Genomic DNA, 26,425 nt, shown 5'->3' on the forward strand with positions numbered 1-26,425 from the left:
ACTATGAGCAACAGAGTCAAGCCAAGAAGGTGGCCTGACTCAAACCAACGGGTCTCCGAGAAAGCCGGTACGGTTCACTACGAATCGCGTGGAGAGCCACCGGACATTTTGTTTCATTCGGATCAGGATTGCCAGTACACCAGCCTGGTATTCCGACAGACACTCTGGCGCTACCGGATGACACAGAGTCTCAGTCGCCGTGGGAATTGCTGGGACAATGCCCCGACAGAGCGCTTCTTCAGGAGTCTGAAAACGGAATGGATGCCAGAGATTGGCTACCCCAATTTTGGGTCGGCGAAGCAATCTGTCACTGACTATATGATCGGTTACTACAGCAGCCTAAGGCCGCACAGGCATAACGATGGACTGCCGCCGAATGTAGCAGAAAAGAACTACTGGAATGCTCAAAATTCGGTGGCCAAAAACACTTGACCACTACAGTGCTTGGAATTTGGGTTGTGGTTGTTATGGTTTCAGTCGGTGCGTCGCCGGCCTAACAAGCCGCTGTGATTCGTTCCGCCCTTGGGCCGGCACCGGGTGCCACTGTCGGGGTGTTGTTAAACAAAAGCGTTAAATGCCAGTGATGGCCAGATCCAGAGCCCCAATAATCTGGTCTCTGAAATGCGATAGAGAACCAACCGGATTTTTGAGATGCTTTTTTGGAACTGAAGAAACTTGTGGGGTTAACAACAGAAGTTCCTGGTCGAAAAAGCTGACTTCCGGTGTGAGGCCTTGCATGGCTTCGCTACCAAAGGCGGTCCGTTTTCCCAATGGAATGACGATTCGAGTTGCTAGTTCGCTCAGCAGGCTGCTTTGAATATCGACGAGGTAAGGATAGTGAGCTTTGCTGGCTTTGTTTGGGTTGAGATACACATCAAACTGTGCCATCAAAACTCCCTGAATTCGTCGCCGAAGCATCCGTTTTGTTCGACGAAATCATTGTAACTTTTTATCGCAGCGCGATTTTCTTCGACCCATTGGGCTGCCTCGCGTTTGGAAAGCTCTTCTTTCAGGGCTCGCTCCAGGGTAGCGGACAAGTTAATGTTCAGTTCCCGAGTCTTACGCAGCAAATCGCTATTAATTGAGAGGTTAGCTGCTTTTTTGGGTGCGGCTGCGTTGTAGAGTTCGGTCATCGGAGCCTCCAAGTGTCTGTTTAATGCATGACTTCAGTCTATGCGCATATCAATGCGCATTCAAGCATTAAGCCAGCGGCTGTTGATGGGCGCGCCTGGGCTAGCGCTCCGGCTCGCCGCAAAACCAAGGCGTTAAACTCCAGCAAAAGTAACTGATCGCTACAATAGAAAGCCCCTGAACCGATATTCTGGCTCAGGGGCTTTCTCGTTCTGGCGCGGCAGTTACTTGGCGGCGAGCGCTACACCCACCTTGGAGCGGTTGGGGCGGCCGATGGTCTGGGTGATCCAGGTGCCGGTAGCGGCGAGGGCGTCGAGGTCGATGCCGGTCTCGATGCCGAGGCCATTGAGCAGGTAGACCACGTCCTCGCTTGCCACATTGCCCGAGGCGCCCTTGGCGTAGGGGCAACCGCCCAGGCCGGCCACGGAGCTATCCACCACAGCGATGCCTTCCTCGAGCACGGCGTAGAGATTGGCGATCGCCTGACCATAGGTGTCGTGGAAGTGGGCGGCGAGCTTCTCCATGGGCACGTCGCGGCTGACCGCCTCGAGCATGCGCTTGGCGGTGAGCGGGGTGCCGGTGCCGATGGTGTCGCCAAGCGAGACCTCGTAGCAGCCCATGTCATACAGTGCCTTGCTTACTTCGGCGACCTTGGCGGGGGCGATCTCGCCCTCGTAGGGGCAGCCCAGAACACAGGAGACATAGCCGCGGACCCGCACTCCGGCTTCACGTGCGCGCTCGAGCACCGGCTCGAAGCGGGCCAGAGACTCGGCTACCGAGCAGTTGATGTTCTTCTGGGAGAAGGCCTCGGAGGCGGCGCCGAATACGGCAACCTCCTCGACGCCACACTCGAGTGCCGCTTCCAGCCCCTTGAGGTTGGGGGTGAGCGCCGCGTAGGTGACGCAATCGCGTCGCTTTAGGCCGGTCATCACTTCGCGATGGTCGGCCATCTGTGGCACCCACTTGGGGGAGACGAAGCTGGCCGCCTCGATATAGCGGATGCCGGCCGCGCCCAGGCGGTCGATCAGTTCGAGCTTGGTGTCGGTCGCGATCGGCGTCGACTCGTTCTGCAGTCCATCGCGGGGTCCGACTTCGACCAGGCGTACCTGCTTGGGAAATGCCATGGGTTACTCCTCCGGTGCGAACTCGAGCAGCACGTCGCCCTGGCCGACGGTGTCGCCGGCGGCGAAGTGGAAGCTCTCCACATGGCCGTCGGCGGGGGCGGCCATGGTGTGCTCCATCTTCATCGCTTCCATCACCATCAGCGGCATGCCTTTCTCGACCCTCTGGCCCGGCTCCACCAGCAGCGCCACTACGGTGCCATGCATGGGGGCGGTGAGGGTGGATTCCGTCTCGTGCTGGCCATGGTCGATGGCATCGATGCGACGCCAGAACAGGCGGGTCTCACCGCTGCTGTCGGCCATCACCACCACGCCGTTGTCGGCCAGGCGGGCCTGCAGACGTCGACGGTGCCCATCCAGGGTGACCGCCACGGCGTCGCCTTCCAGGTGCTGGATGCGTGCGGTCAGCGTGCGCTCGCCGATCACCAGCTGCCAGGGGCCGGAGGCGGCCTCGCGACGGCCCTCGACCACCACCACCTCCTCGGCATCCGGTGCCTGGGCGCGGCTGAGGTCGTGGCCGGTGGCACACAGGGCGATGCGGATGGTGTTAGGCGCGTTAAGGCGGAAGCCGTCATGACGATCCCAGGGGGAGTCACTCTCGCACTCCCGGGAGAGCTGCTTGAGGCCGATCAGGGCCGCCGAGGCGTAGGCTTCGGTGGTGATCTCACGCGGGGCGAACAGGCTCTCCTCGTGCTTCTCGATAAAGCGTGTATCGAGATCGCAGCTCTTGAAGGCCGGGTGGGTGGCCAGGCGCTGCAGGAAGGCGCGGTTGGTCACCACCCCTTGCACGTCCAGTGCGGCCAGCGCGCGGTTGAGGGTGGCGAGTGCCTGGTCGCGGTCGCCGCCGTGCACGATCAGCTTGGCGAGCATGGGGTCGTAGTGCATGGAGACGGCATCGCCGCTCTCCACGCCGCTGTCCAGGCGCACCTTGTCGGCATCCAGTCCCGCGCCCTCGAGGTCCAGGGCGAAGCGGGTCAGGGTGCCGGTGGCGGGTAGGAAGTCCTGCTCCGGGTCCTCGGCGTAGAGGCGTGCCTCGAAGCTATGGCCGCTGATCGTCAGCTCGTCCTGGGCCAGCGGCAGCGTCTCGCCCATGGCCACGCGCAGCTGCCACTCGACCAGGTCCTGGCCGGTGATCATCTCGGTGACCGGGTGCTCCACCTGCAGGCGGGTGTTCATCTCCATGAAATAGAAAGCGCCGTCCTGACCTTGTGAAGAGTCGAGCAGGAACTCCACGGTGCCGGCGCCCACGTAGCCGATCTCCTTGGCGGCGCGCACGGCGGCCTCGCCCATCTCGCGGCGAAGTTCGGCGCTCATGCCCGGCGCGGGTGCCTCCTCGAGTACCTTCTGGTGGCGGCGCTGCACGGAGCAGTCGCGCTCGAACAGGTAGACGCCGTTGCCGTGGCTGTCGCAGAACACCTGCACCTCGACGTGGCGCGGCTGGGTCAGGTACTTCTCGATCAGCATGCGCTGGTCGCCGAAGGCGGCCTGGGATTCGCGGCGGCAGCCGTCCAGGGCGGCCTGGAAACCGTCGCTGGACTCGACCACCCGCATGCCCTTGCCGCCGCCGCCGGCACTGGCCTTGAGCAGCACCGGATAGCCGATCTTGTCGGCCTCGGCCTTGAGCAGGGCGTCGTCCTGGTCGTCGCCGTGGTAGCCCGGCACCAGCGGTACACCGGCGTCATGCATGCGCGCCTTGGCGGCAGACTTGTCGCCCATGGCGGCGATGGCGGAGGCGGGCGGGCCGACGAAGGTGATGCCGGCCTTGTCGAGGGCGTCCACGAAGGGGCCGTTCTCGGAGAGGAAGCCGTAGCCGGGGTGGATGGCGCCGGCGCCGGTGCGCTTGGCGGCCTCGATTACCGCTTCCACCTTCAGGTAGCTGTCGCGAGCGGCAGCCGGCCCCAGGCGAACGGCCTCGTCAGCCTCGCGCACATGGCGGGCATTGGCATCGGCATCGGAGTAGACGGCGACGGTGCGCAGCCCCATGGCGCGCGCGGTGCGCATCACCCGGCAGGCGATCTCGCCGCGGTTGGCGATCAGTACCGTATCGAATTTCTTCATTTCAGTGGTCATGAGCGGGGCTCCGCGGCATGGGGGTTCTGTTCTCTGGAAACAGGTTCTTCGGAAGTAGAGGGTTGCGTCCAGGCGGGGCGACGCTTCTCGAAGAAGCTGGCAAGGCCTTCCTGACCCTCTTCGCTGACGCGCAGCTCGCTGATCACCCGGCAGGTATGTTCACGGGTGGCATCGCTGTCGGGCTCGCGGGCCACATCGGCGAGCAGCGCCTTGGTGGCGCGCTGGGCCTGGGGCGAGCCGGCCAGCAGTATTTCGAGCATTGCCTCCACGGCCTCATCGAGTTCGTCATGGGGGGCGATGCGATGGGCCAGGCCGAGTGCCAGGGCAGTGGGGGCATCGATGACCTCGGCGGTCAACGCATAGCGGCGCATCTGGCGAGGGCCGATGGCGCGCTGTACATAGGGGCTGATCACCGCCGGTGACAAGCCGATCTTGACCTCGGAGAGACAGAACTTGACCTTCTCGGAGGCGACGACCAGGTCACAGCAGGCGGCCAGGCCCACGGCGCCACCGAAGGCGGCGCCCTGCATGCGGCAGAGCGTGGGGCAGGGCAGGGTGTCGAGGCCGTGCATCAACGCCGAGAGCTTGCGCGAGTCGGCGAGGTTGCCCTCGACGTCGTACTCGACCATGCGCTTCATCCAGCCCAGGTCGGCCCCGGCGGAGAAGCTCTTGCTCGCGGAGCCCAGCACCACCACGCGTACCTCACCCTTGCTGGCGGCCTCGTGGAGACGCTCCAGATGGGCGTTGAGCTCGGCAATCAGGCTGTCATCGAAGGCGTTGTGGATCTCGGGGCGTTCCAGCGTCAGCCAGGCGACACCGCGCTGATCGACGTCCAGTTTTGAGTAGGAGGGGGTAGCTGACATAGCAATCGTCTCTGCGTTGGGTGTAGGAGCTCGACTTGTCGGGCGAATGACGCCGAAGGCGTCCAGGTTGGCCGCAGAGCGGCGGTTCGCGCGACACATCGCGCTCCTACCACCTCCCTTGCGTGGCAAGGGAGATCACATCCGGAACACGCCGAACTTGGTCTCTTCGACCTCGGCATTCATGGCGGCGGCGAGCGACAGGCCGAGCACATCGCGGGTCTGGGCCGGGTCGATGACACCGTCGTCCCACAGCCGTGCGCTGGCGTAGTAGGGGTGGCCCTGGTGCTCGTACTGCTCGCGGGTGGGCTGCTTGAACGCCTCTTCCTCTTCCGGAGACCACTGCTTGCCTTCGCGTTCGATCTGCTCGCGCTTGACCTGAGCCAGCACGCCGGCGGCCTGCTCGCCGCCCATCACGGAAATTCGCGCATTCGGCCACATGAACAGCAGGTTGGGGTCGTAGGCGCGGCCGCACATGCCGTAGTTGCCGGCGCCGAAGCTGCCGCCGATCAGCACGGTGAACTTGGGCACCTTGGCGCAGGCCACCGCGGTGACCAGCTTGGCGCCGTGCTTGGCGATACCCTCATGCTCGTACTTCGAGCCGACCATGAAGCCGGTGATGTTCTGCAGGAAGATCAGCGGAATCTTGCGCTGGGCACACAGCTCGATGAAGTGGGCGCCCTTGACCGCGGACTCCGAGAAGAGAACGCCGTTGTTGGCGACGATGCCCACCGGATGGCCGTGAATATGCGCGAAGCCGGTGACCAAGGTGTCGCCGTAGTAGCGCTTGAACTCATCGAAGTCGGAGTCGTCGACGATGCGCGCGATCACCTCACGCACGTCGTAGGGCTTCTTGAGATCGGTGCCGACGATGCCGTAGAGCTCGCTGGGGTCGAGGCGCGGGGCCTTGGGCTCCTGCATCTTCAGCTGGCCGCGTTTCTGCCAGTTGAGGCGTGACACGCTGGCTCGGGCCAGCTGCAGGGCGTGGGCATCGTTCTCGGCGTAGTGGTCGGCCACGCCACTCTTCTTGGCGTGCACATCGGCGCCGCCCAGGTCCTCGGCGCTGATGCTCTCGCCGGTCGCGGCCTTCACCAGCGGCGGACCGCCGAGGAAGATGGTGCCCTGTTCGCGCACGATGATCGATTCATCGGCCATGGCCGGCACATAGGCGCCGCCGGCGGTGCAGGAGCCCATTACCACGGCGATCTGCGGGATGCCTTCGGCGGACAGAGTCGCCTGGTTGTAGAAGATGCGGCCGAAGTGGTCGCGATCCGGGAAGACCTCGTCCTGGCGGGGCAGGAAGGCGCCGCCGGAGTCGACCAGGTAGATGCAGGGCAGGCGATGCTTGCGGGCGATCTCCTGGGCGCGCAGATGCTTCTTCACGGTGAGCGGGAAGTAGGTGCCGCCCTTGACGGTGGCGTCGTTGGCGACGATCACGCACTCCACGCCGGAGACGCGGCCAATGCCGGTGACCACGCCGGCGGCGGGCACCGCGGAGTCGTAGACCTCGTGGGCGGCCAGCGCCGAGAACTCGAGAAAGGGAGAGCCCTCGTCGACCAGGTGGTCGATACGATCGCGCACGAACAGCTTGCCGCGGCTCTCGTGACGGGCGCGGGCCTTCTCGCCGCCGCCCTGGGCGATGGCGGCGGTGAGCTCACGCAACTTCATCACCTCATCACGCATCGCCGTTTCGTTGGCCTGAAAGCCTTCGCTGCGCGGATTGATCTGGGTTTGCAGGATGCTCATAGCGAATCCTTGTATTCGATGACCTGGGCCGGATAGGTCCTTTGTAGGAGCCCGGGTTTCCCGGGCGATTGGCGCCGACAGACGGCCTGTCAGCGAATCGCCCGATAAATCGGGCTCCTACATGGAGTCGGCGGTGGTTAGGCAGATTCGTTGAACAGCTCGCGGCCGATCAGCATGCGGCGGATCTCGCTGGTGCCGGCACCGATCTCGTAGAGCTTGGCGTCGCGCAGCAGGCGGCCGGTGGGGTATTCGTTGATGTAGCCGTTACCGCCCAGCAGCTGGATGGCATCCAGTGCCACCTGGGTGGCCTTCTCTGCGCAGTAAAGGATGACGCCGGCAGCGTCCTTGCGGGAGGTCTGGCCACGGTCGCAGCCAGCCGCCACGGCGTAGAGATAGGCACGGCAGGCGTTGAGGGTGGTGTACATGTCCGCCACCTTGCCCTGTACCAGCTGGAATTCACCGATGGACTGGCCGAACTGCTTACGCTCATGGATATAGGGCACCACGATATCCATGGCGGCCTGCATGATGCCGATGGGGCCGGCGGCGAGCACGGTGCGCTCGTAGTCCAGGCCGCTCATCAGCACGCGTACGCCCTTGCCGACCTCGCCGAGCACGTTCTCTGCCGGTACTTCGCAGTCCTGGAACACCAGCTCGCAGGTGTTGGAGCCGCGCATGCCGAGCTTGTCGAGCTTTTGGGCGGTGGAGAAGCCGGGCATGTCCTTCTCGATGATAAAGGCGGTGATGCCCTTGGAGCCGGCGTCCGGATCGGTCTTGGCGTATACCACCAGCACGTCGGCGTCGGGACCGTTGGTGATCCACATCTTGTTGCCGTTGAGGATGTACTTGTCGCCATCCTGGCGGGCACGCAGCTTCATGGAGACCACGTCGGAACCGGCACCCGGCTCGGACATGGCCAGTGCGCCGATATGTTCGCCACTCATCAGCTTGGGCAGGTACTTGGCCTTCTGCTCCGCGTTGGCATTGATCTTGAGCTGGTTGACGCACAGGTTGGAGTGAGCGCCGTAGGAGAGGCCAACCGATGCACTGGCCCGGGAGATCTCCTCCATGGCGATGCAGTGGGCCAGATAGCCCATGCCGGTGCCGCCATCCTCGTCAGAGACGGTGATGCCAAGCAGCCCCATGTCGCCGAACTTCTGCCAGAGGTCGTTGGGGAACTCGTTCTTCTCGTCGATCTCGGCGGCACGCGGGGCGATCTCGTCGCGCGCGAAGGCGTTGACCTGTTCGCGCAGCATGTTGAGTTCTTCGTCGAGGCCGAAGTCGAGGGGCTTGAAGGGCGTGTGCATGGGGGAACTCCCGTTCTTGTCTGAGTTGTGGCGTCTAGCGCTGGGGTAGGGAGACGCGCACAACGGGCCATATCGGGTGATAACACCGTATGGCTCAAGACTAGGACAGGTTTACGTTAACGTAAAGTGCAACTGATGGCCTGTTCGACGAATGTCCTATCCAGCTCACTGACCCAACCCGCCCTTATGCTGGGGTGATCGCTGCACAGAGTCGTATCGCCGCCGGCGATGGACCGATTCAAGACAGCGCAGCATCGGTAGATGATCAGCTCCTCTCACCTCTGCACCCCTGCTGCGCTGTCAATAATCACATAGGTCCGGATAACCCATGTGATTGTCTAGTTACTGGTTGGCGTTGGGGAAGAACAGCTGCTGGCCGTTGACGTCGAAATCGCCGATCGCGCTCTGCCCCTCCTCGGAGAGTAGCCACTCATGCCACTGCTCGGCCAGGTCGTGCTTGAGGTGGGGGTGGCGCTCCTTTGAAATCAGGAGGCTGCCGTACTGATTGAAGAGTGCTTCATCACCGGCAAACAGCAACTCGAGGTTCTGGGGGTTTTCGAAGGCGACCCAGGTGGCACGGTCGCTCATCACATAGGCATCCATGCCGGCGGCGGTATTGAGCGTCGGGCCCATGCCGCTGCCCAGTTCGCGATACCAGTCGCCACCCGGCTCGACCCCGGCGGCGTCCCACAGACGAAGCTCGGCGCGGTTGGTGCCGCTGTCGTCGCCGCGAGAGGCAAAGGGCGCCTCGGCATCGGCGATCAGCTGCATCGCCTCGGCCACGGTCTCGGCGTCGGCGATACCGGCCGGGTCGCCTTCGGGCCCGATCAGCACGAAGTCGTTGTACATCACGTCGGCCCGCTCGGTGCCGTAGCCCTCTTCGACAAACTGCTTCTCACCGGCGGTGTCGTGCACCAGCAGGCTGTCGGCGTCACCGCGCCGCGCTATCTCGAAGGCCTGACCGGTGCCCACGGCGACGACACGGACCTCGATACCGGTCTTCTCGGTGAACTGCGGGATAATGGCGTCGAAAAGCCCTGAGTTCTCCGTCGAGGTGGTCGAGGCCAGGGTGATGTACTTCTCTCCGTCCTGGGCCTGGGCGGCCAGCGAGAGGCCCATCAGGCCGATGGCGGTCAGAGCAATGCGTGCCTTGTATTGCATGGTCGCTTCCTTGTGTTGCTGATGAGTTTTGCTGCTGAGAGTCGTTGTTGTGGCTTGTTGACGATGGCGGTTGTCGGTTGGTGCGGAGAGGCCGGCTAGAGCACCAGCTCTCCACGGATAAAGGCCCTCGCCTCGTTTGAGGCGGGAGCCGTGAAGAAGGTGACGGCCTCGGTGTGTTCGATCAGACGCCCCGCGTTGAGAAACAGCACCTCATCGGCCAGGCGACGAGCCTGATGAAGGTCATGGCTGCTCATCAGAATGCGGACACCCCGAGCGTGGAATTCCTGCACGGCGCTCTCCACTGCCAGGATGGCGGCGGGGTCGAGAGCGGAGGTGGGTTCGTCGAGAAACAGCACCTCGGGGTCGAGCAGCCAGGCGCGGGCCAGGGCCAGGCGCTGCTGCTCGCCGCCGGAGAGCACGCGGGCCGGCCGCCGTTCCAGGTGACATAGGCCAAAGCGCGCCAGTGCCTCGCGGGCGCGCGCCTTGCGCTGGCGGCGCGGGGTGCCGTTGACCGCCAGGGCATAGACCAGATTGGCCAGGGCCGAGCGTTTCAGCAGTACCGGGCGCTGAAAGACCATGGCCTGGCGCGGGACGCGCCCCTCCCAACGTAGCTGACCCTGGGTGGCGGGCAACAGGCCGTGGGCCAGACGCATCAACAGGCTCTTGCCGGCGCCGTTGGGCCCCATCACCAAGGTGCGCTTGCACCCGGTCAGGCGAAGGTCCACGGGGCCGAGAAGGCGCTGACCGCGATGAGTGAAGCTCACGCCTTTCAGGCTCTGAGCGGGGGGCTCGATCACAAAGCGTGCCGTCAGATCGTTCATCCCAGTCGTCTCCTGGCCGTTTCGCCGACCATATAGGCTGCCGCATTGACCAGTGCCACCAGCCCCAGCAGCACGATGCCCAGGCCCAGCGCCAGCGCCAGGTTGCCCTTGCTGGTCTCCAGCACGATGGCGGTGGTCATTACCCGGGTCACGCCATCGATATTGCCCCCCACGATCATCACCGCGCCCACCTCGGCACTGGCGCGCCCGAAACCGGCCAGGATCACCGTGACCAGGCCCAGGCGGGCATCCCACAGCAGGGTAGGGATCATGCGTAGCCGCGACAGCCCCAGGGAGGTGAGCTGTTCGTGATACTCCTGGTGCAACTCCTCCACCTGCTGGCGGGCCAGGGCGGCGATGATCGGCAATACCAGAATGACCTGAGCCACCACCATGGCGCCTGGCGTGAACAACAGCCCCAACTCCCCGAGGGGCCCGGCACGGGATAGCAAAAGATAGACGCAGAGACCCGCCACGACCGGCGGCAGGCCCATCAGGGCATTCAGCGCCACCACCAGGGCGCCACGGCCTGGAAAGCGCCATAGTGCCAGGGCGGCGCCAAGCGGCAGCCCGATCACGGCGGCCAGCAGCACGGCAACCAGCGATACCCTCAATGACAGGGCCACGATCTCCATCAGCGTGGGGTCGAAGCCGAGGATCAGGCTGAGAGCGGTGGTCAGGGCGCTGGCGTCGCTGGACATGCAGGTCTCCGTTGGTTGACTGGCATCTTGTGCGTTCCAGTATCAAGATGCATGCAGTAGTGTAAATAGAACATTCCAAAGCAGTAATATGCAGCTCAAGTGGAGAACGGGCATGCAGACCTACCTGACCACTGCCGAGGTGGCGGACTACCTGCGCCTCAAGGAGCGCAAGGTCTATGACCTGGTACGCCAACAAGCCATCCCCTGTGTGCGGGTGACGGGCAAGTTGCTGTTTCCTCGCCACAGCATCGACCTATGGCTGATGAACCATCTGGAGGGCGATCAATCCTCGGCACGGCCGGTGCCCGTGGTGCTGGCCGGTAGCCAGGACCCGCTGCTGGAGTGGGCGGTGCGGGAGAGCGGCTCCCAGCTGGCGCTACTGTGTCAGGGCAGCGGGGATGGGGTCCGGCGCCTGATGGAGGGGCGGGTGATGCTTGCCGGGCTGCATCTGCTGGATGCGGCAAGCGGGGACTACAACCGTCCCGAGGCACTCGGGATGGGGGGCATGCGCGATCTGGTGATGGTGCGCTGGGCGAGCCGGCGTCAGGGATTATTGCTGGCGCCAGGTAATCCTCAGGGCGTTCGGCGTCTGACCGACCTGGCTCGGCCGGAGGTGCGGGTCGCCCATCGCCAGCCCGACGCCGGGGCAGGGCGCCTGCTGACCTGGTTACTGGACCGGGCCGGCGTGGATGCCTCGCGACTGCAGTTTACCGAGCACCCCTCTCTCTCGGAGGATGATCTCGCCCTGGCGGTACGCCAGGGTGAGGCGGATGCGGGACTCGGAGTGGAAGCGGCGGCAAGGCGCCAGGGGCTGACCTTTCTGCCGCTGCATCGGGAGCACTTTGACCTGGCGATGCGCCGGCGCAGCTATTTCGAACCGCCGATTCAGCGGCTGCTGACGTTCGCGCAGGAGCCGCGCTTCGTCGAGCGTGCCGAGGCGCTGGGCGGCTACGACATCGGCGAGCTCGGCAGGGTGGTTCATAATGCCTGAGTGAAATGGGGGCGAGGACAGCTGTTTCAATATAGCCAGTGGCTTTAATTACTCAGATTGGGGCCTGCGCTTTTGATGCCACTCGAGATTCGCCGAGGCCGGTTATGCGGCCTGGGAGTATTTTGGGGCCTGAAAAAGGTGGAGCTTCAGGCCTTGTATCTCGGGGCCAGGTCATATTTGTCTGACATCCTTCATGTCAGTCGTTTCCTCGATACTGCGCCGGTTGGGTGGCACCAGTGCATGCCGGCGCATGCGTCGATATACGGTAGGGCGCGAGACACCCAGGCGGCGCGCCACATCGCTGATATTCCAGCCGGTCTCCTGTAATAAGGCGTGCAAGGCTTGGCCACTCTCGCAGGCATCAGACTGTGGGGGCGACTCGATGACCTGAGGAGTGCTCGCCACTCTACCCCGGCATTCTTCGGGTAGGTCGTGAACGGTGATCTCCTCACCCTCTGCCGTGGCCAGAGCAAAGCTCAGCGCATTCTTCAGCTGTCGGATATTGCCTGGCCAGACGTAGGCCAGCAGGGCACTCATCGCGTCGGCGCGAAGACGCACGTCGCACTGACGTTCGGCCACCAATGATCCGTAGATACTCCGGATAATGAAATGCTTGTCGGCTCGCTCGCGGAGTGCTGGAAGACGCAGCTGTGCGCCGTTCAGGCGATAGTACAGGTCCTCGCGGAATTGACCGTGGGCGATCAACTCATGCATGTCACGGTGGGTGGCAGTGATGACTCGAATATCGACGCGTACAGCCTTCTCGGCGCCCAACGGCATTACTTCACTCTCGGCCAGCACGCGCAACAGACGGGTCTGCAGTGTCAGCGGCATGTCACCGATCTCATCCAGAAACAGCGTGCCACCGTCGGCCTGTTGAATCAGCCCGCGCATGCCCTTGCTACGCCCGCCGGTAAAGGCCCCGGGCAAGTAGCCAAACAGCTCACTTTCGATCAACGACTCCGGTATCGCTGCGCAGTTGACCGCCACGAAAGGCCCTTCGGCGCGCGAGCCGCTGTCGTGCAAGGCTCGGGCCAGGACTTCCTTGCCGGTCCCCGTTTCTCCGGTGATCAACACGTTCACCATCTCGTTGCGTAGGCGGCGTGCCAGCTTGATAAGACGGTGCATGGCAGGATCGTCTGAGGCGAGACGGTCCAACGCCGGAACCGGTGTGGGAGTGGAGGGAGTGGGGCGCTGATAAGCCCGTGGCCCACGGGGTTCCATCACTGTAATGAAGCAGATCGCCTCGCTGGCGCGTACACGAAATGCGCGGATCTGATCCTCACTTGAATAAGGGATACTCAGCAAGTCACTGACTTCACAGTCGAACAGTTGGTTGGCATTAGGTAGAAGGTCCACTGACCATGGTGGCCAGCGTTGCAGATGCGCTTCGATCAGTCCGCGCCCTTCGCCATTGGCGGCGATGATGCTGCCGTCCTCCTCGATCGCAATTAACCCCTTGCCGTTGAGATGAACGAAAGCGCGGGTGGTATCAAAACGCAGAATTAGGCTGTCACGGTAGCGATGCAGGAAGTAGGCATCTTCGATCATCCGTGCGTAGAGGCTGACCATGGGCAGACAGAAATTCTGACTTTCCGATGCGCGTGGCGAGCGAAGGGCTGATATATCCAGCACCGCGATGACATTCCCCTGGGGGTCGGTTATTGGCGCTGCTGTGCAGGTTAGATCGATATGCGTAGCATCAAAATGTTCATTCTGATGACAGGTAATGGCGCGCGCCTCATGTAGGCATGTGCCTACGGCACAGGTGCCCGCATGACGTTCACCCCAGTCGAGCCCGAGATGTAGGCCGGCTCGGCGCAGGTCCGCCTCCTGGTCTCGTTGACCGCGGAAGTCCACGGTAATGCCACGCTGGTCGGCAAGCAGCAGCACATAGCCCAATGGGGCCACCTGTGCGAAGAGCTGATCGACACCGGCACGAGCGACCTGCAAAAGCTCGTCTACCGGCTCGCGATGCTCCTTTAATGCTTGCTGGGTCAAGACGCGCACCGAGCGTGGGCGAGTTGGGTCGAGATGATACTCGCCCATACAACGCTCCCAGGAGCGCCGGATCACATCTCGGTATGTGTCCAGACCACTCATCTGATCCTCGGCGAGCCGGGTCAAAGTATGAATATGCTGGCGTTGTTCGTTACGTAGTTGCATTGCTGCCTCTCCATACCCCCGCTGTAATTCCAGCGGCTCTTGTTGTTGTGTGGCAGTCACCCGTTCAGCCTAAGCCGACCGCGCAGGGAGTCAATCGGTTGCACCTCCACCCTTCGTCGAGCATTACAGGTGTAACGTGCCCTTTCTCTCGTTACGTGACAGGTGTTTCATCCGTATCCATTTCGTTCATCACTTCACGCTGTTTCTTGTAACAGTATTTCTATTATTATCAGTTATTTAGCGGTGTTTTCGGTTGGGCGGCCGGGATTGGCACACTTCATGCTGTGGAATGGGCGTGTCACCTACGAACAAGACGGAGAACAACGATGACGACACACACGCCTACCCAGGAAGTGCAGCTTTGGCTCGCTGATTTCGAGAACGCGCTTGAACAGCGGGATATCGCAAGCGTTCTGACCCTGTTCGGCGAGGAGTGCTACTGGCGCGACCTGGTCGCCTTTACCTGGAATCTCAAGACGCTGGAAGGCAAGGACGCCATTCAGTCCATGCTCAATGCCACACTCGATCAGATTCGTCCTACGAACTGGCAGATTGACGGCGAAGCCACTGAATCCGACGGTGTCACCGAAGCATGGTTCACTTTCGAAACCGCGGTGGCGCGAGGCAAGGGCCTGGTGCGATTGAAGAATGGTCAGTGTTGGACTTTGTTGACCACCATGAAGGAGTTGAAGGATTACCCTGAACCGAGTGGTCTGCGTCGCCCCATGGGAGCCCAGCATGGTGCCAGCAAGACTCGTGAAACCTGGCTTGAGGCTCGAGAGCGCGAAGAAGAGACGCTTGGCTACAGAGAGCAACCTTACTGCGTTGTCGTCGGCGGTGGTCAGGGGGGCATTGGGCTGGCGGCTCGCCTGCGCCAGATGAACGTGCCTACGATCGTGCTCGACAAGCACCCTCGTCCCGGTGATGCCTGGCGTAATCGTTACAAGTCGCTGTGTCTGCACGACCCTGTGTGGTACGACCACATGCCCTATATTCCCTTTCCCGACAACTGGCCAGTCTTTGCGCCCAAGGACAAGATCGGCGACTGGCTGGAGATGTATACCAAGGTCATGGAGCTCAATTACTGGAGCTCTACCGTGTGCGAGAGCGCCAGTTATGATGAGGCTAGCGGCGAGTGGACGGTAAACGTCAATCGAGATGGAGAACGTGTCACGCTTCGCCCCAAGCAACTGGTCCTGGCAACTGGGATGTCGGGCATGCCCAACGTGCCGCAATTTCCCGGTGCCGAAACCTTCGAGGGGGAACAGCAACACTCGAGCCAGCATCCGGGACCTGATGCTTACCGCGGAAAGAAGGTGGTTGTCGTGGGGGCTAACAACTCGGCTCACGATATATGCGCGGCGCTGTGGGAAAACGATGCGGATGTCACCATGCTGCAGCGCTCCTCCACCCATGTCGTGAAATCTGACTCTCTTATGGAGATTGCCCTTGGGCCACTCTATTCCGAAGAGGCCGTCAGCCAAGGGATCACTCATGACAAGGCCGACCTGATCTTTGCTTCCATTCCCTACAAGCTGCTACCCGACTTTCAGCGTCCTCTCTTCAACCAGATCCGAGAGCGCGATGCCGAGTTCTACAAGAGACTGGAAGATGCCGGATTTATGCTTGATTTCGGCGATGATGATTCTGGACTGTTTCTCAAGTATCTGCGGCGGGCCTCAGGCTATTACATCGACGTGGGGGCATGCGACTTGATCGCCGACGGTGAGATCAAGTTGCGTAGCGGCGTGAGTATTGAGCACATCAATCCGCGCTCAGTAACCCTCACCGATGGAACTGAGTTGCCCGCCGACCTGATCATCTATGCCACTGGCTACGGCTCCATGAATGGCTGGGCGGCTCGCATCATTTCGCAGGAGGTGGCCGACAAGGTGGGAAAGTGTTGGGGAATGGGCTCCGATACCACCAAGGATCCTGGCCCCTGGGAAGGCGAGCTACGGAATATGTGGAAGCCGACGCAGCAGGAAGCGCTATGGTTCCATGGCGGCAACCTGCATCAGTCTCGACACTATTCCCAGTATCTGGCCTTGCAGCTCAAGGCTCGTATGGAAGGCATCGCTACACCAGTGTACGGCTTGCAAGACGTTCATCATCTCGCCTAAGTCGCGATGGGCCGGTAGGGATGAGCCGGCCTGCTTAACAATTATCATCAAGGAGTTTACCATGATTTATACCAATCCGAGCCAGTCCGGTGCGGTCGTCGCCTTCGAGTCGCGCTACGGCAACTATATCGGTGGCGAGTTCGTTCCGCCGGTCAAGGGGCAGTACTTCGACAACGTCAGCCCGGTCAACGGCGAGGTGTTCTGCGAGATTCCCCGCTCTGACGCGGAGGATATCGACAAGGCGCTGGATGCCGCGCATGCCGCGGCACCGGCCTGGGGCAAGACCGCCGCCGCGGAGCGTTCCAATATACTGCTCAAGATCGCCGATCGCATCGAGCAGAATATCGAGATGTTGGCGGTCGCCGAGACCTGGGACAACGGCAAGGCGGTCCGCGAGACCCTCAACGCCGACCTGCCGCTGGCCGTCGATCACTTCCGCTACTTCGCCGGCTGCATTCGTGCCCAGGAGGGCACTGCCGCCGATATCGACGCCAATACCGTGGCCTATCACTTCCATGAGCCGCTGGGCGTGGTGGGGCAGATCATTCCCTGGAACTTCCCGCTGCTGATGGCCGTCTGGAAGCTGGCGCCGGCCCTTGCCGCGGGCAACTGCGTGGTGCTCAAGCCCGCCGAGCAGACGCCCGCCTCGATTCTCAAGCTGATGGAGGTGATCGGTGACCTGCTGCCCCCGGGCGTGGTCAATATCGTCAATGGCTATGGTGCCGAGGCGGGCCAGGCGCTTGCCACCAGCAAGCGAATCGCCAAGATCGCCTTCACCGGCTCGACCCCGGTAGGCGCGCATATCCTCAAGTGTGCCGCGGAGAACATCATTCCCTCCACCGTGGAGCTGGGTGGCAAGTCGCCGAACATCTATTTCGCCGACATCATGAATGCCGAACCGGCGTTCATCGACAAGGCCGCCGAGGGGCTGGTGCTGGCCTTCTTCAACCAGGGTGAGGTGTGCACCTGCCCCTCCCGAGCCCTGATCCAGGAGTCCATGTACGACGCCTTCATGGCCAAGGTGATGGAGAAGGTCGGGCAGATCAAGCGCGGCAACCCGCTGGATACCGATGTCCAGGTGGGGGCCCAGGCCTCCCAGGAGCAGTTCGACAAGATCATGTCCTACATGGATATCGCCCGGGAAGAGGGGGCGGAGGTGCTCACTGGCGGTGACAAGGCGAGCTTCGATCCTGCCTATGACAAGGGCTTCTATATCGAGCCGACGCTGCTCAAGGGCCACAACAAGATGCGCGTCTTCCAGGAAGAGATCTTCGGGCCGGTGGTGGCGGTGACCACCTTCAAGGACGAGGAGGAGGCGCTGGCGATCGCCAACGATACCGAGTTCGGGCTCGGTGCCGGCGTCTGGAGTCGCGACATCAATGTGGCCTTCCGCATGGGGCGTGGCATCCAGGCCGGTCGCGTATGGACCAACTGCTACCACCAGTATCCGGCGCATGCGGCCTTCGGCGGCTACAAGAAGTCCGGTGTCGGTCGCGAGACCCACAAGGTGGCCCTCGAGCACTACCAGCAGACCAAGAACCTGCTGGTCAGCTACGACATCAATCCGATGGGCTTCTTCTAAGCGCTATCCGCGTCATCGACAATTGATTGCAATAAGGCGGTGGCGCCATTTCGTTGGGCACGACTAACGTCGTGCCCAACGGCTATTTTTATGAAGCGTTTCAATGTGACATGAAGCTTTGCACGTTGCCGCATCCAGAGCACTAACCCGAGGCGATCCGAACTGACCGGGAAGAACACCTTATTGGTTAGCAAAGAGCATTAGCACAGCCTGCTGCCAAGCAGCAGCAGGGAGCCATCCAGCTGATGCCAGCCCCACCACACCAGGGCAAGGGCAGCGGCGGCAATAGCCGACGCCGCCAGTCGCCATGCCAGACGGCGATTCATGCCCCGGCTCTCTGACGGGCGTCACGCTGCACCGGTGCCTCGTTGATCCACCAGTGCAGCGCGGCGGCAGCGACCCCAAGCAGGATGGCCAGCTTCCAGACCACGTCGTAGTCGCCCTGCAGGTCGTAGAGGAGGCCACCCAGCCAGACGCCCATGAAGGAGCCGAGCTGGTGAAACAGGAAGACGATGCCACCTAGCATGGAGAGGTGCTGTACACCGAACACCGAGGCGACGATGCCGTTGGTCAAGGGTACCGTGGAGAGCCACAGCAGCCCCATGGCAATGCCAAAGGCGTAGGCACTGGCCGGGCTCAGCGGCACCATCAGGAAGAGCGTGATAACCCCGGCCCGGCACAGGTAGAGCCAGCTGAGTAAACGCGATTTAGAGTACCGTCCGCCCAGCCAGCCGGTGACATAGGTACCGAAGATGTTGAACAGGCCGATCAGCGCCAGCACGGTGCTGCCCACCTGGACGGCGATGCCATTGTCGTAGAGATAGCCGGGCAGATGCACGCCGATAAAGACCACCTGGAAACCGCAGACGAAAAAGCCCAGGCAGAGAAGCCAGAAGCCACGGTGACCGAGCGCTTCGTCGAGGGCCTCGCGTAGTGGCAGGTCGCCTGCCGCGGCAGGTGAGGGGCGGTCACGCAGCAGGGCTCCCAACGGCAGCAGCAGGGCACCGATGGCGGCCATGGCCAGTAGCGCTGCGGACCAGCCGAGCCACTCCAGCAGCCCCAGTGTGCCGGGCAACATGGCAAACTGGCCGAAGGAGCCTGCGGCGCTGACGATACCCATGGCCATGCTGCGCTTCTCCGGTGCCACGGCGCGCCCCACCGCGCCGAGTACCACCGAGAAGGTGGTGCCGGAGAGCCCCAGCCCGATCAGCACCCCGGCCGAGAGTGTCATGCCCAGCGCCGTTTCGGAGAGCCCCATAAACAGTAGTCCCAGCGCGTAAAGCGCGCCGCCCAGCACCACGACGCGTGCGGCGCCGTAGCGATCCGCCACGGCACCGGCGAAGGGTTGGGCGAGGCCCCAAAGGAGGTTCTGGATGGCCAGGGCGAAGGCAAAGACGCCGCGCCCCCAGCCCAGCTCCGCGCTCATCGGCTCGAGGAAGAGGCCAAAGCCATGGCGAAGACCCATGGCCAGGGTGACCACCAGGCTGCCGAGCACGAGGATCATCAGGGAGTGGCGGCGTAGGGTGTCCATCGGCGGGTCCATTGAGTGGGCTGGTTTGCAGGCTAAAGGACGCAACTATGTCGCCTGGAGCCGGTTTTGGCTAGCGCTGCAGGGCGCGCTCCAGGGTCGCCAGCCGGCCGGGTACCAGAGCATCCTCCACGGCGGTGATGCGCAGCACGTGGCCCAGTGCCGGGTCGGCGGGGCGGGCGATCAGCTTGCCCTCGTCGAGCAGCGCCCTGTGCACCTCGCCGGCGAGCTCCGCGGTCGGCATGCGTACGCCGACGAAGTTGGTGGCGCTGGGCAGCACATCGGCGCCCAGTTCGCGCAGGTGGGCTGCCAGGCGCTCACGACGCTCCCTCACCGCCTCCACGTGGACTGCGACCTCGTCAGGCGCGTCCAGCACCGTTTCGGCGGCGGCCTGGCTGAGTGTCGACACCGCATAGTGGATGCGGACCTTCATCATCACCGCCAGGGTCTTCGGCTCGGCGATGGCGTAGCCGACGCGTAACCCGGCGAGGCCATGAGCCTTTGAGAGGGTGCGCAGGCGCACCACCCCGGGCAGCACCCGACGGCCGAAATCGCCGTCGGCATCCTCACGGAAGTCGTGATAGGCCTCGTCGAGCAGCAGCCAGCAGTCGTCGGGCAGAGAGCGGCGCAGGGCCAGCACATCATCGTCGGCATGCAGGTGGCCGCCGGGGTTGTCCGGGTTGGCCAGATAGACCAGCCGTGCGCGGGTCTCCCTGGCCGTCCGCGCCAGGGCGTCCAAGTCGGGGGCGAGTCGTCCCGGCGCCTCGTCGTAGGCGACTTCCTCCACGCGACAGCCGTGGCCCCGGGCGAAGTAGGCGAAGGTGGGGTAGGTGCCTCGGGTGGCGACGACCGTATCGCCGGGTGAGGTAACGGCACGCAGCGTCAGGGCGAGCAGGCTGTCGGCCCCGGCGTCCACCAGCATCGCCTCCAGCGCAATCCCCTTCTGGTCGGTCAGGCGCCGACGGATGCCCATTGCCTCGGCATCGCCGTAGCTATAGACATGTTCCGCCAGGGCATCGCCGAAGCGCTCGCGCAGGGCGCGGTGGGGCATGTCGAGCCCCTCGTTGGAGCCCAACTGATGGGGGATTTCGCGCCCCAGGCGGCGCTCCAGCACGCGCACGCCGGGGAAGGGGTTGTGGGGGCCGTCTCCGGTCAGATGGTCGGGGAAGCGGGGCATATCGGTCTCCAGTCGCTGATGCCTGTCATCGTTCACCCTATCAGGGTTTGACGGTAAGTTGGCCCGCCGGTGGGCTACTCCTTGGGCATATTGCGGGTGCCCGCCACGCCTCGCAGGCGCCGACGCAGCGCCGCCTTGCCCATCATATGGGCGCTGACCGGGGCGGTGGCGAACAAAAATATGGTCACCAGGGCCTCCTGCACCGAGACGCCATCCTGCTGGTGGCTAAAGAAGAGCAGCGAGCCGATCAGCGTGCAACCGACGCCCAGGGTGCTGGCCTTGGTGGGGCCATGCAGGCGAGTGTAGAAGTCGGGGAGCTTGGCCAGCCCCCAGGAGCCGATCAGCGCCACCACCGCGCCCACCAGCAGGAAGAGGGCGATGACCAGCTGCATGATCCAGGACATGTCGAGGCTGTTCATTCGATGACGTCTCCCCGCAGCAGGTACTTGCTCATGGCCACGGTGCCGACGAAGCCCATCAGCGCGATCAGCAGGGCCAGCTCGAACAACACCCCGAGCCCCATCTGGATATCGGCCAGCACGATCAAGGCGATGCTGTTGATCATCAGGGTGTCCAGCGCCAGGATGCGGTCGACGATATCCGGGCCTGCGGCCAGGCGATAGAGATTGAGTAGCGCGGCGACGGCGAATAGCGTCATCGCGATGGGAATCACCAGGGCAATCATCGAAAGATCTCCTGAAGCGGGCGCTCGTAGCGACGGTGTATCTCTTCAATGGCCTCGGTCTCGTTTTCCAGATGCAGGGCGTGCACCAGCAAGGTGTTGGCCTCGGCGTCATGGTGGAGCGAGACGGTACCGGGAGTCAGCGAGATGGTGCTGGCCAGGATGGTGATGGCGAAGTCATCGTCCAGGGTAAGCGGGTAGATGAAGAAGGCCGGCTTGAGATGCCGGGCGGGGCGCAGGATGCGTAGCGCCACTACCAGGTTGGAGCGCAGGATGTCCAGCAGCAGCACCAGCAGGTAGCGCAGCAGCGGCAATGGCCGCCGGATCCTCGCCTCCTCGGCCCAGAAGCCGTGGGTCACCATCGGGATGGCCACGCCCAGGGCCAGTCCCAGCAGTGCGTTGGCCATGCTGACGTCATTGACCATCAGCAGCCAGAGCAGCGCCAAAAACAGCGAGAACAGCGGGTGTGGCAGCCAGAATCGCCGCGCGCGGATCAAGGGCATCATGGGGCGACCTCCCAGGTGGGCGCGGTGGCCTCGGGCAGCACCGCGCTGATATAGCCCTGTGGGGCGAACAGCTGTTCGGCGGTGAGCGCAAGGTAAGCCATCACCGGGTCACCGAAGGCCGCCAGCAAGGCGTTGAGGCCGACCATGCTGTAGACCAGGGTCAGCAGGCCGCGCCTGAGTGGATAGGGGGTCGCCATCTCGCCGGGACGCCAGAACCAGCTGCTGCCGGTGCGGCTGATGGCGATGATCACCAAGAGGGCCGACGCCAGCAGTATCCCCCAAAGCCATAGCCCCCCGGGTTGGGCGCCGCTGGCCTGCAGAATCCATACCTTGCTGACGAACCCCGAAAACGGCGGCAATCCCGCCATGGCGATGCCGGCGATAAAGAACAGACTCCCCAGTACCCAGCGGTGTCCGATGGGGCCCACCGCGGAGAAGCGGTCATAGCCCTCCTTGCGCTGCTGGCCCAGCAGGTCGGCGAGCAGGAAGAAGATGGCGGCCATCAGGGTGCTGTGCACCAGGTAGAAGAGGGCAGCGCCCAGGGCGGCGGGGGTGGCCAGGCTGATGGTCGCGAGCAGGGTGCCCACCGAGAGGATCACCAGATAGGCGGTCAGGGTGCGCAGGCTCTCGGAACCCAGCACACCGATGCCGCCGAGTGCCAGGGTCAGCAGGGCCAGGGGCCACAGCCAGTCCCAGGCGGTCTCGTTGACCGGCGACTCCCCCAGCGCGAAGACCAGGAGGAAGACCCGCAGGATCGCGTAGACACCCACCTTGGTCATGATGGCGAAGAGGGCCGCCACCGGTGCGCTGGCCGCCGAGTAGGCGCGGGGCAGCCAGAACAGCAGCGGCAGGATCGCCGCCTTGATGCCGAACACCACCAGCAGAATCAGGCTGGCCGCCGCCAGCAGCGGCGCATCCTCGGCCGGGGCCGCGGCGACTCTTTGTGCCAGGTCGGCCATGTTGAGGGTGCCGACCAGACCGTAGAGGGTGCCCAGAGCGATCAGAAACAGCGCCGACCCCGCGAGATTGATGATCACATAGTGCAGGCCCGCGCGGCTGCGGGCGCGGCCGCCGCCATGCAGCAGCAGGGCGTAGGAGGCAATCAGCAGGATCTCGAAGAACACGAAGAGGTTGAACAGGTCGCCGGTCAGGAAGGCGCCGTTGAGCCCCGCCAGCTGGAACTGGAAGAGGGCATGGAAGTGGGCGCCGCGCCGGTCGGTGCCACCGCTGGCGTAGAGCAGGCAGCAGAGTCCGAGCACGGCGGTGAGGGCCAGCATGATGGCGGCGAGGCGGTCGAGGACCAGTACGATGCCGAAGGGGGCTGGCCAGTTGCCGGCCTGGTAGATCAGATAGTCGCCGGCACCGGCCGTGACGATCGCCCAGAGACCCAGCAGTACCAGCCAGGTGGTGCTGGCAAACCCGAGCAGGCGCTGCACGGCGAAGGGGGCCCGGTAGAACAGCAGCTGGCCCGCGCCGGTCAGCAGCGGCAGCAGGATGGGCAGGATCAGAACGTGGTTCATGTCCGGTCCTCGTCGGGATTCTCACCGTCGACATGGTCGTTGCGCAGCTCCACCGCGGCCTTGAGCGCCAGCACCACCACGAAGGCGGTCATGGCGAAGCCGATGACGATGGCGGTCAAAACCAGCGCCTGGGGCAGTGGGTCCGCCATGGTGTCCGCGATGCCGATGATGGCCGGGGCCCCGGCCACCAATCGACCCGAGGCGAACAGGTAGAGGTTGACGGCGTGGGAGAGCAGGGTCAGCCCCAGAATGACGGTGAAGGTGCGTGCCCGCAGCAGCAGATAGGTGCCGCAGCTGGTCAGCACGCCAAGGGTGATGGCATAGAGGAGCTCCATCAGCCGATCTCCTTGCCGGGGCCGGCCACCGTCATCAGCTTGCCGAGGTTGGCCAGAATCAGCAGCGTGGCCCCGACCACGGTGGCGTAGACACCGAGATCGAAGAGCATGGCGGTGGCCAGCTCGAACTCGCCAATCAGCGGCAGATGCAGGTGACCGTGGGCCGAGGTGAGGAAGGGGAAGCCGAACAGCCAGCTGCCCAGGCCCGTAAAGGAGGCGATCAGCACCCCGGCACCGATCATCGGCCGAAAGGCGGTCGGCATGCGTGCCTGGGCCCAGACCAGCCCACCGGCCATGTACTGCAGGGTCAGCGCCACCGCGGTGATCAGCCCGGCGATAAAGCCGCCGCCGGGTTGGTTGTGGCCACGCAGGAAGATATAGGCCGAGACCAGCAGGGCAACGGGCAGCACCAGCCGGGCCACGGCGCCGAGCATGATCGGATAGGGCTCGGCCACCCAGTGGGTGGGGTTGGTGTCGACCACACGCTCCTTGAGATGCAGGTCGCGAGTGAAGGCGAAGACCGCCACGGCGGCGATGCCAAGTACGGTGATCTCGCCCAAAGTATCGAAGCCGCGGAAGTCCACCAGGATGACATTGACCACGTTGCTGCCGCCGCCCCCCGGCACGCTGTTGGCCAGGAAGAAGTCGGAGATCGTCTGCTGGGGGCGGGTCAGGATGGCGAAACTGAAGGCGGCCACGCCCAGGCCCATCAATCCGGCGATGGTCAGATCGCGGCCCATGCGCAGTCGGGTCGAGCCGCGTGGAGAGGTCTGGGGCAGGAAGGAGAGTGCCAGCATCATGATCACCACCGCCATCACTTCCACCATCAGCTGGGTCAGGGCGAGGTCCGGTGCCGAGAAGCGGGCGAAGGTCACGGTGACGAACAGTCCGGTAACGCCGAGCAGCAGCAGGGCCGGGAGCCGGTGATGGTGATAGACCACCACCCCCAGTGATGTCAGGCAGAGCAGGATCGCGGCCAGCAGGGTGAGCGGGTCGAGGGGGGCAAGCGCCACGCCGGCGTGCCAGCGGGGGACATCGCGCAGCTGCAGGCCGACCAGCACCACGAGGGTAGCCATGATAAAGGCCAGGTACCGCTGCAGGGAGCCATTCTCCAGCTGGAAGACACGCTGCTGAGCCAGAGCCGTGGCGCGACGCATGAACCAGTCGAATATCTCCTTGGCATCCACCATCGGCAGGCGGGCATGCAGGCGAAAAAGCGGCGTGCGCCAGTGGTAGAAGAGCGCACCGCCGGCCAGGGCAAAGAGGCTCATGAGCATGGGCAGACGCCCGCCCAGGGCCGTGAAGTCATAGGGGGCAACGGCTACCTGCTGGGTGGCCGCGAAGGCAGAGTGGATCAGTGTCATATAGATCGGTGCGGGGGCCAATCCCACCAGCAGGGAGGCCAGGACCGGCAACATGATGGGCGAGAGGGCCGCCAGCCGGGGTGGGACGGGTGGCCAGATCGGCAGGTCGACCGGCCGACCATTGAAGAAGACGTTATGGAAGATGCGGATCGAGTAGGCCACCGAGAAGAGGCCGGCCAGGGCCACCCAGGCGGGAATCACTACCGCCGCCCACTCCGGAGTGACGACCCGCAGGCTTTCGTTGAACAGCATCTTCTTGCTCAGATAGCCACTCATCAGGGGCAGGCCGGCCATGGCGGCGGAGGCGACGCCCGACAGTACCATCAGCACCGGCATGAAACGCCACATGCCGTTGATATGGCGCATGTCGCGGGAGCCGGTGGCGTGGTCCACGTAGCCCGCCATCATGAACAGGGGGGCCTTGAACAGCGCGTGGCACACCAGATGGAAGAGGGCCGCCGCCAGTGCCATGGGCGTTCCCAGCCCCAGCAACAACATGATCAACCCCAGGTGGGAGACCGTGGAGTAGGCCAGCAGTCCCTTCATGTCGTGCATGAACATGGCCACGAAGGCACCCACCATCAGCGTCAGCATGCCGGTCAGGGTCACCAGGTAGAACCATAGCGTGGTATCGGCCAGTGCTGGGTGCAGGCGCGCGAGCAGAAACAGCCCCGCCTTGACCATGGTGGCGCTGTGCAGATAGGCGGAGACCGGGGTGGGCGCCGTCATGGCATGGGGCAGCCAGAGGTGAAAGGGGAACTGGGCCGACTTGGTGAAGGCGCCGAGCAGGATCAGATTAAGCATCAGCCAGTAGTGCTCGCTTGCGCGAATGCGGCTGCCGGCCTCGAGGATGATGGAGAGTTCATAGCTGCCGGCGACCTGGCCGAGCAGCACGATGCCGGCGAGCAGTGCCAGGCCGCCACCGCCGGTGATCACCAGCGACATGCGAGCTCCCAGGCGAGCCGCATGATCATTGGTGTGGTAGCCGATCAGCAGGAAGGAGCTCAGGCTGGTCAGCTCCCAGAACACCAGCATAAATAGCAGATTCTCGCTAAGCACGATGCCCAACATGGCCGCCATGAACAGCAGAATCAGGGTAAAGAAGCGTGCCGTGGTCTTGCTGCCTTCGAAATAGTAGCGGGCATAGAGCAGGATCAGGCAGCCGACGCCGGTGATCAGCAGGGCAAACAGCAGCCCCAGGCCGTCGAGTCGAAAACTTGCGTCGAGGCCCAGGGAGGGCAGCCAGGAGAGCCGCTGCACCACGGCCTCACCGCCCTGCATCACATGGGGAAGCCAGCTGAGCAGCAGCAGCAGGCAGAACAGGGCAGGGAGGGCGGAGACCGAGGCCAGCAGGCGTGATGATCGTCCCTGCAGCAGGGCGGGCAGGCAAGCGCCCGTCAGCGGCAGCAGGATGATCAGCACAAGCGGCATAAGGCGCGACTCCCTGTCCGGCAGAGGTTCCTTTACACACTATAAGAGGGCATCGGGGCCTGGTCAGACGCCGGCTTCAACGCTGGATGGTGGTTTCAGGAT

24 protein-coding genes are annotated in these 26,425 nt (G+C 63.6%); 4 read left to right on the forward strand and 20 right to left on the reverse strand.

Annotated features, from left to right (window positions below):
- Positions 1-432 (forward strand): integrase core domain-containing protein (locus Q0894_RS14155; protein ID WP_299236511.1); only part of this gene is annotated, 432 nt, incomplete at its 5' end.
- 138 nt (positions 433-570) lie between these two features.
- Here the strand turns inward: Q0894_RS14155 and Q0894_RS14160 are convergent.
- The 10 genes from Q0894_RS14160 to Q0894_RS14205 form a co-directional block, all read right to left on the reverse strand.
- Positions 571-888, reverse strand: coding sequence for a CcdB family protein (locus tag Q0894_RS14160; RefSeq protein WP_299236513.1), 318 nt, complete (start codon positions 886-888; stop codon positions 571-573).
- Positions 888-1,133 (reverse strand): type II toxin-antitoxin system CcdA family antitoxin, encoded by a 246-nt coding sequence (locus Q0894_RS14165; protein ID WP_299236514.1) that lies wholly within the window; start codon positions 1,131-1,133, stop codon positions 888-890. The genes Q0894_RS14160 and Q0894_RS14165 overlap by 1 nt, the downstream gene beginning before the upstream one ends.
- 222 nt (positions 1,134-1,355) lie before the next feature.
- Positions 1,356-2,255, reverse strand: a complete 900-nt coding sequence (locus Q0894_RS14170; RefSeq protein ID WP_299236516.1) for a hydroxymethylglutaryl-CoA lyase — start codon at positions 2,253-2,255, stop codon at positions 1,356-1,358.
- Positions 2,256-2,258: 3 nt separating this feature from the next.
- Positions 2,259-4,322, reverse strand: a complete 2,064-nt coding sequence (locus Q0894_RS14175; protein WP_299236518.1) for an acetyl/propionyl/methylcrotonyl-CoA carboxylase subunit alpha — start codon at positions 4,320-4,322, stop codon at positions 2,259-2,261.
- On the reverse strand, positions 4,319-5,185 hold the full coding sequence (locus tag Q0894_RS14180) for an enoyl-CoA hydratase-related protein (RefSeq protein ID WP_299236520.1): 867 nt from the start codon (positions 5,183-5,185) through the stop codon (positions 4,319-4,321). The genes Q0894_RS14175 and Q0894_RS14180 overlap by 4 nt, the downstream gene beginning before the upstream one ends.
- A 135-nt stretch (positions 5,186-5,320) precedes the next feature.
- On the reverse strand, positions 5,321-6,928 hold the full coding sequence (locus tag Q0894_RS14185; RefSeq protein ID WP_299236523.1) for a carboxyl transferase domain-containing protein: 1,608 nt from the start codon (positions 6,926-6,928) through the stop codon (positions 5,321-5,323).
- A gap of 137 nt (positions 6,929-7,065) precedes the next feature.
- Entirely contained in the window at positions 7,066-8,235 is a 1,170-nt protein-coding gene (locus Q0894_RS14190; protein ID WP_195688157.1) for an isovaleryl-CoA dehydrogenase, read from the reverse strand.
- A gap of 342 nt (positions 8,236-8,577) precedes the next feature.
- A complete protein-coding gene (locus tag Q0894_RS14195; protein WP_299236645.1) occupies positions 8,578-9,354 on the reverse strand; it encodes a substrate-binding domain-containing protein in 777 nt (258 codons plus the stop codon).
- Positions 9,355-9,491: 137 nt separating this feature from the next.
- Positions 9,492-10,217, reverse strand: coding sequence for an ATP-binding cassette domain-containing protein (locus Q0894_RS14200; protein ID WP_299236528.1), 726 nt, complete (start codon positions 10,215-10,217; stop codon positions 9,492-9,494).
- Entirely contained in the window at positions 10,214-10,918 is a 705-nt protein-coding gene (locus tag Q0894_RS14205) for an ABC transporter permease (RefSeq protein WP_299236530.1), read from the reverse strand. Before Q0894_RS14205 ends, Q0894_RS14200 begins: the two co-directional genes overlap by 4 nt.
- A gap of 112 nt (positions 10,919-11,030) precedes the next feature.
- Here Q0894_RS14205 and Q0894_RS14210 point away from each other — a divergent pair, with 112 nt between their 5' ends.
- Entirely contained in the window at positions 11,031-11,909 is an 879-nt protein-coding gene (locus Q0894_RS14210) for a helix-turn-helix transcriptional regulator (protein WP_299236531.1), read from the forward strand.
- Between the two features lie 171 nt (positions 11,910-12,080).
- Here Q0894_RS14210 and Q0894_RS14215 read toward each other — a convergent pair whose 3' ends face one another.
- Entirely contained in the window at positions 12,081-14,075 is a 1,995-nt protein-coding gene (locus Q0894_RS14215) for a sigma-54-dependent Fis family transcriptional regulator (RefSeq protein ID WP_299236533.1), read from the reverse strand.
- Between the two features lie 326 nt (positions 14,076-14,401).
- Here Q0894_RS14215 and Q0894_RS14220 point away from each other — a divergent pair, with 326 nt between their 5' ends.
- Complete coding sequence (locus Q0894_RS14220) at positions 14,402-16,198, forward strand: NAD(P)/FAD-dependent oxidoreductase (protein WP_299236535.1); 1,797 nt, start codon at positions 14,402-14,404, stop codon at positions 16,196-16,198.
- Positions 16,199-16,259: 61 nt separating this feature from the next.
- Complete coding sequence (locus tag Q0894_RS14225; protein ID WP_299236537.1) at positions 16,260-17,780, forward strand: aldehyde dehydrogenase family protein; 1,521 nt, start codon at positions 16,260-16,262, stop codon at positions 17,778-17,780.
- A 200-nt stretch (positions 17,781-17,980) separates the two neighbouring features.
- On the opposite strand, the gene Q0894_RS14230 is transcribed toward Q0894_RS14225, so the two are convergent.
- The 9 genes from Q0894_RS14230 to Q0894_RS14270 all read right to left on the reverse strand — a co-directional run bounded on the left by Q0894_RS14230 (position 17,981) and on the right by Q0894_RS14270 (position 26,323).
- Positions 17,981-18,106, reverse strand: a complete 126-nt coding sequence (locus tag Q0894_RS14230; RefSeq protein ID WP_299236539.1) for a hypothetical protein — start codon at positions 18,104-18,106, stop codon at positions 17,981-17,983.
- Complete coding sequence (locus Q0894_RS14235) at positions 18,103-19,311, reverse strand: MFS transporter (RefSeq protein WP_299236541.1); 1,209 nt, start codon at positions 19,309-19,311, stop codon at positions 18,103-18,105. The genes Q0894_RS14230 and Q0894_RS14235 overlap by 4 nt, the downstream gene beginning before the upstream one ends.
- 70 nt (positions 19,312-19,381) lie before the next feature.
- Positions 19,382-20,485, reverse strand: a complete 1,104-nt coding sequence (locus Q0894_RS14240; RefSeq protein ID WP_299236543.1) for an aminotransferase class I/II-fold pyridoxal phosphate-dependent enzyme — start codon at positions 20,483-20,485, stop codon at positions 19,382-19,384.
- A gap of 74 nt (positions 20,486-20,559) precedes the next feature.
- Positions 20,560-20,904 carry a Na+/H+ antiporter subunit G gene (locus Q0894_RS14245; protein WP_240721638.1) on the reverse strand — a complete coding sequence of 115 codons (345 nt, stop codon included), beginning with the start codon at positions 20,902-20,904 and terminating at the stop codon, positions 20,560-20,562.
- Positions 20,901-21,170: a K+/H+ antiporter subunit F gene (locus tag Q0894_RS14250; protein ID WP_299236546.1), complete on the reverse strand. Its 270-nt coding sequence runs from the start codon at positions 21,168-21,170 to the stop codon at positions 20,901-20,903. Before Q0894_RS14250 ends, Q0894_RS14245 begins: the two co-directional genes overlap by 4 nt.
- A complete protein-coding gene (locus Q0894_RS14255) occupies positions 21,167-21,673 on the reverse strand; it encodes a Na+/H+ antiporter subunit E (protein ID WP_299236548.1) in 507 nt (168 codons plus the stop codon). Before Q0894_RS14255 ends, Q0894_RS14250 begins: the two co-directional genes overlap by 4 nt.
- Positions 21,670-23,193: a monovalent cation/H+ antiporter subunit D gene (locus tag Q0894_RS14260; protein WP_299236550.1), complete on the reverse strand. Its 1,524-nt coding sequence runs from the start codon at positions 23,191-23,193 to the stop codon at positions 21,670-21,672. Before Q0894_RS14260 ends, Q0894_RS14255 begins: the two co-directional genes overlap by 4 nt.
- Positions 23,190-23,528, reverse strand: coding sequence for a Na+/H+ antiporter subunit C (locus tag Q0894_RS14265; protein ID WP_132041237.1), 339 nt, complete (start codon positions 23,526-23,528; stop codon positions 23,190-23,192). Before Q0894_RS14265 ends, Q0894_RS14260 begins: the two co-directional genes overlap by 4 nt.
- Positions 23,528-26,323, reverse strand: a complete 2,796-nt coding sequence (locus tag Q0894_RS14270; protein WP_299236553.1) for a monovalent cation/H+ antiporter subunit A — start codon at positions 26,321-26,323, stop codon at positions 23,528-23,530. Before Q0894_RS14270 ends, Q0894_RS14265 begins: the two co-directional genes overlap by 1 nt.
- Positions 26,324-26,425: the final 102 nt, after the last annotated feature.

It is taken from the genome of uncultured Halomonas sp. (assembly GCF_947501415.1).
In the GTDB taxonomy this organism is placed as follows: Bacteria; Pseudomonadota; Gammaproteobacteria; order Pseudomonadales; family Halomonadaceae; genus Halomonas.

What these genes read in the sequence shown, in the direction of transcription:
- Q0894_RS14225 (WP_299236537.1), top strand. Translation starts at nt 16,260, where the DNA reads ATGATTTATACCAATCCGAGCCAGTCCGGTGCGGTCGTCGCCTTCGAG.
- Q0894_RS14255 (WP_299236548.1), bottom strand. Translation starts at nt 21,673, where the DNA reads ATGATGCCCTTGATCCGCGCGCGGCGATTCTGGCTGCCACACCCGCTG.
- Q0894_RS14265 (WP_132041237.1), bottom strand. Translation starts at nt 23,528, where the DNA reads ATGGAGCTCCTCTATGCCATCACCCTTGGCGTGCTGACCAGCTGCGGC.
- Q0894_RS14260 (WP_299236550.1), bottom strand. Translation starts at nt 23,193, where the DNA reads ATGAACCACGTTCTGATCCTGCCCATCCTGCTGCCGCTGCTGACCGGC.
- Q0894_RS14205 (WP_299236530.1), bottom strand. Translation starts at nt 10,918, where the DNA reads ATGTCCAGCGACGCCAGCGCCCTGACCACCGCTCTCAGCCTGATCCTC.
- Q0894_RS14190 (WP_195688157.1), bottom strand. Translation starts at nt 8,235, where the DNA reads ATGCACACGCCCTTCAAGCCCCTCGACTTCGGCCTCGACGAAGAACTC.
- Q0894_RS14185 (WP_299236523.1), bottom strand. Translation starts at nt 6,928, where the DNA reads ATGAGCATCCTGCAAACCCAGATCAATCCGCGCAGCGAAGGCTTTCAG.
- Q0894_RS14240 (WP_299236543.1), bottom strand. Translation starts at nt 20,485, where the DNA reads ATGCCCCGCTTCCCCGACCATCTGACCGGAGACGGCCCCCACAACCCC.
- Q0894_RS14210 (WP_299236531.1), top strand. Translation starts at nt 11,031, where the DNA reads ATGCAGACCTACCTGACCACTGCCGAGGTGGCGGACTACCTGCGCCTC.
- Q0894_RS14270 (WP_299236553.1), bottom strand. Translation starts at nt 26,323, where the DNA reads ATGCCGCTTGTGCTGATCATCCTGCTGCCGCTGACGGGCGCTTGCCTG.
- Q0894_RS14170 (WP_299236516.1), bottom strand. Translation starts at nt 2,255, where the DNA reads ATGGCATTTCCCAAGCAGGTACGCCTGGTCGAAGTCGGACCCCGCGAT.
- Q0894_RS14215 (WP_299236533.1), bottom strand. Translation starts at nt 14,075, where the DNA reads ATGCAACTACGTAACGAACAACGCCAGCATATTCATACTTTGACCCGG.
- Q0894_RS14220 (WP_299236535.1), top strand. Translation starts at nt 14,402, where the DNA reads ATGACGACACACACGCCTACCCAGGAAGTGCAGCTTTGGCTCGCTGAT.
- Q0894_RS14180 (WP_299236520.1), bottom strand. Translation starts at nt 5,185, where the DNA reads ATGTCAGCTACCCCCTCCTACTCAAAACTGGACGTCGATCAGCGCGGT.
- Q0894_RS14195 (WP_299236645.1), bottom strand. Translation starts at nt 9,354, where the DNA reads ATGGGCCTCTCGCTGGCCGCCCAGGCCCAGGACGGAGAGAAGTACATC.
- Q0894_RS14200 (WP_299236528.1), bottom strand. Translation starts at nt 10,217, where the DNA reads ATGAACGATCTGACGGCACGCTTTGTGATCGAGCCCCCCGCTCAGAGC.
- Q0894_RS14165 (WP_299236514.1), bottom strand. Translation starts at nt 1,133, where the DNA reads ATGACCGAACTCTACAACGCAGCCGCACCCAAAAAAGCAGCTAACCTC.
- Q0894_RS14160 (WP_299236513.1), bottom strand. Translation starts at nt 888, where the DNA reads ATGGCACAGTTTGATGTGTATCTCAACCCAAACAAAGCCAGCAAAGCT.
- Q0894_RS14175 (WP_299236518.1), bottom strand. Translation starts at nt 4,322, where the DNA reads ATGACCACTGAAATGAAGAAATTCGATACGGTACTGATCGCCAACCGC.
- Q0894_RS14230 (WP_299236539.1), bottom strand. Translation starts at nt 18,106, where the DNA reads ATGAATCGCCGTCTGGCATGGCGACTGGCGGCGTCGGCTATTGCCGCC.
- Q0894_RS14250 (WP_299236546.1), bottom strand. Translation starts at nt 21,170, where the DNA reads ATGATTGCCCTGGTGATTCCCATCGCGATGACGCTATTCGCCGTCGCC.
- Q0894_RS14245 (WP_240721638.1), bottom strand. Translation starts at nt 20,904, where the DNA reads ATGAACAGCCTCGACATGTCCTGGATCATGCAGCTGGTCATCGCCCTC.
- Q0894_RS14235 (WP_299236541.1), bottom strand. Translation starts at nt 19,311, where the DNA reads ATGGACACCCTACGCCGCCACTCCCTGATGATCCTCGTGCTCGGCAGC.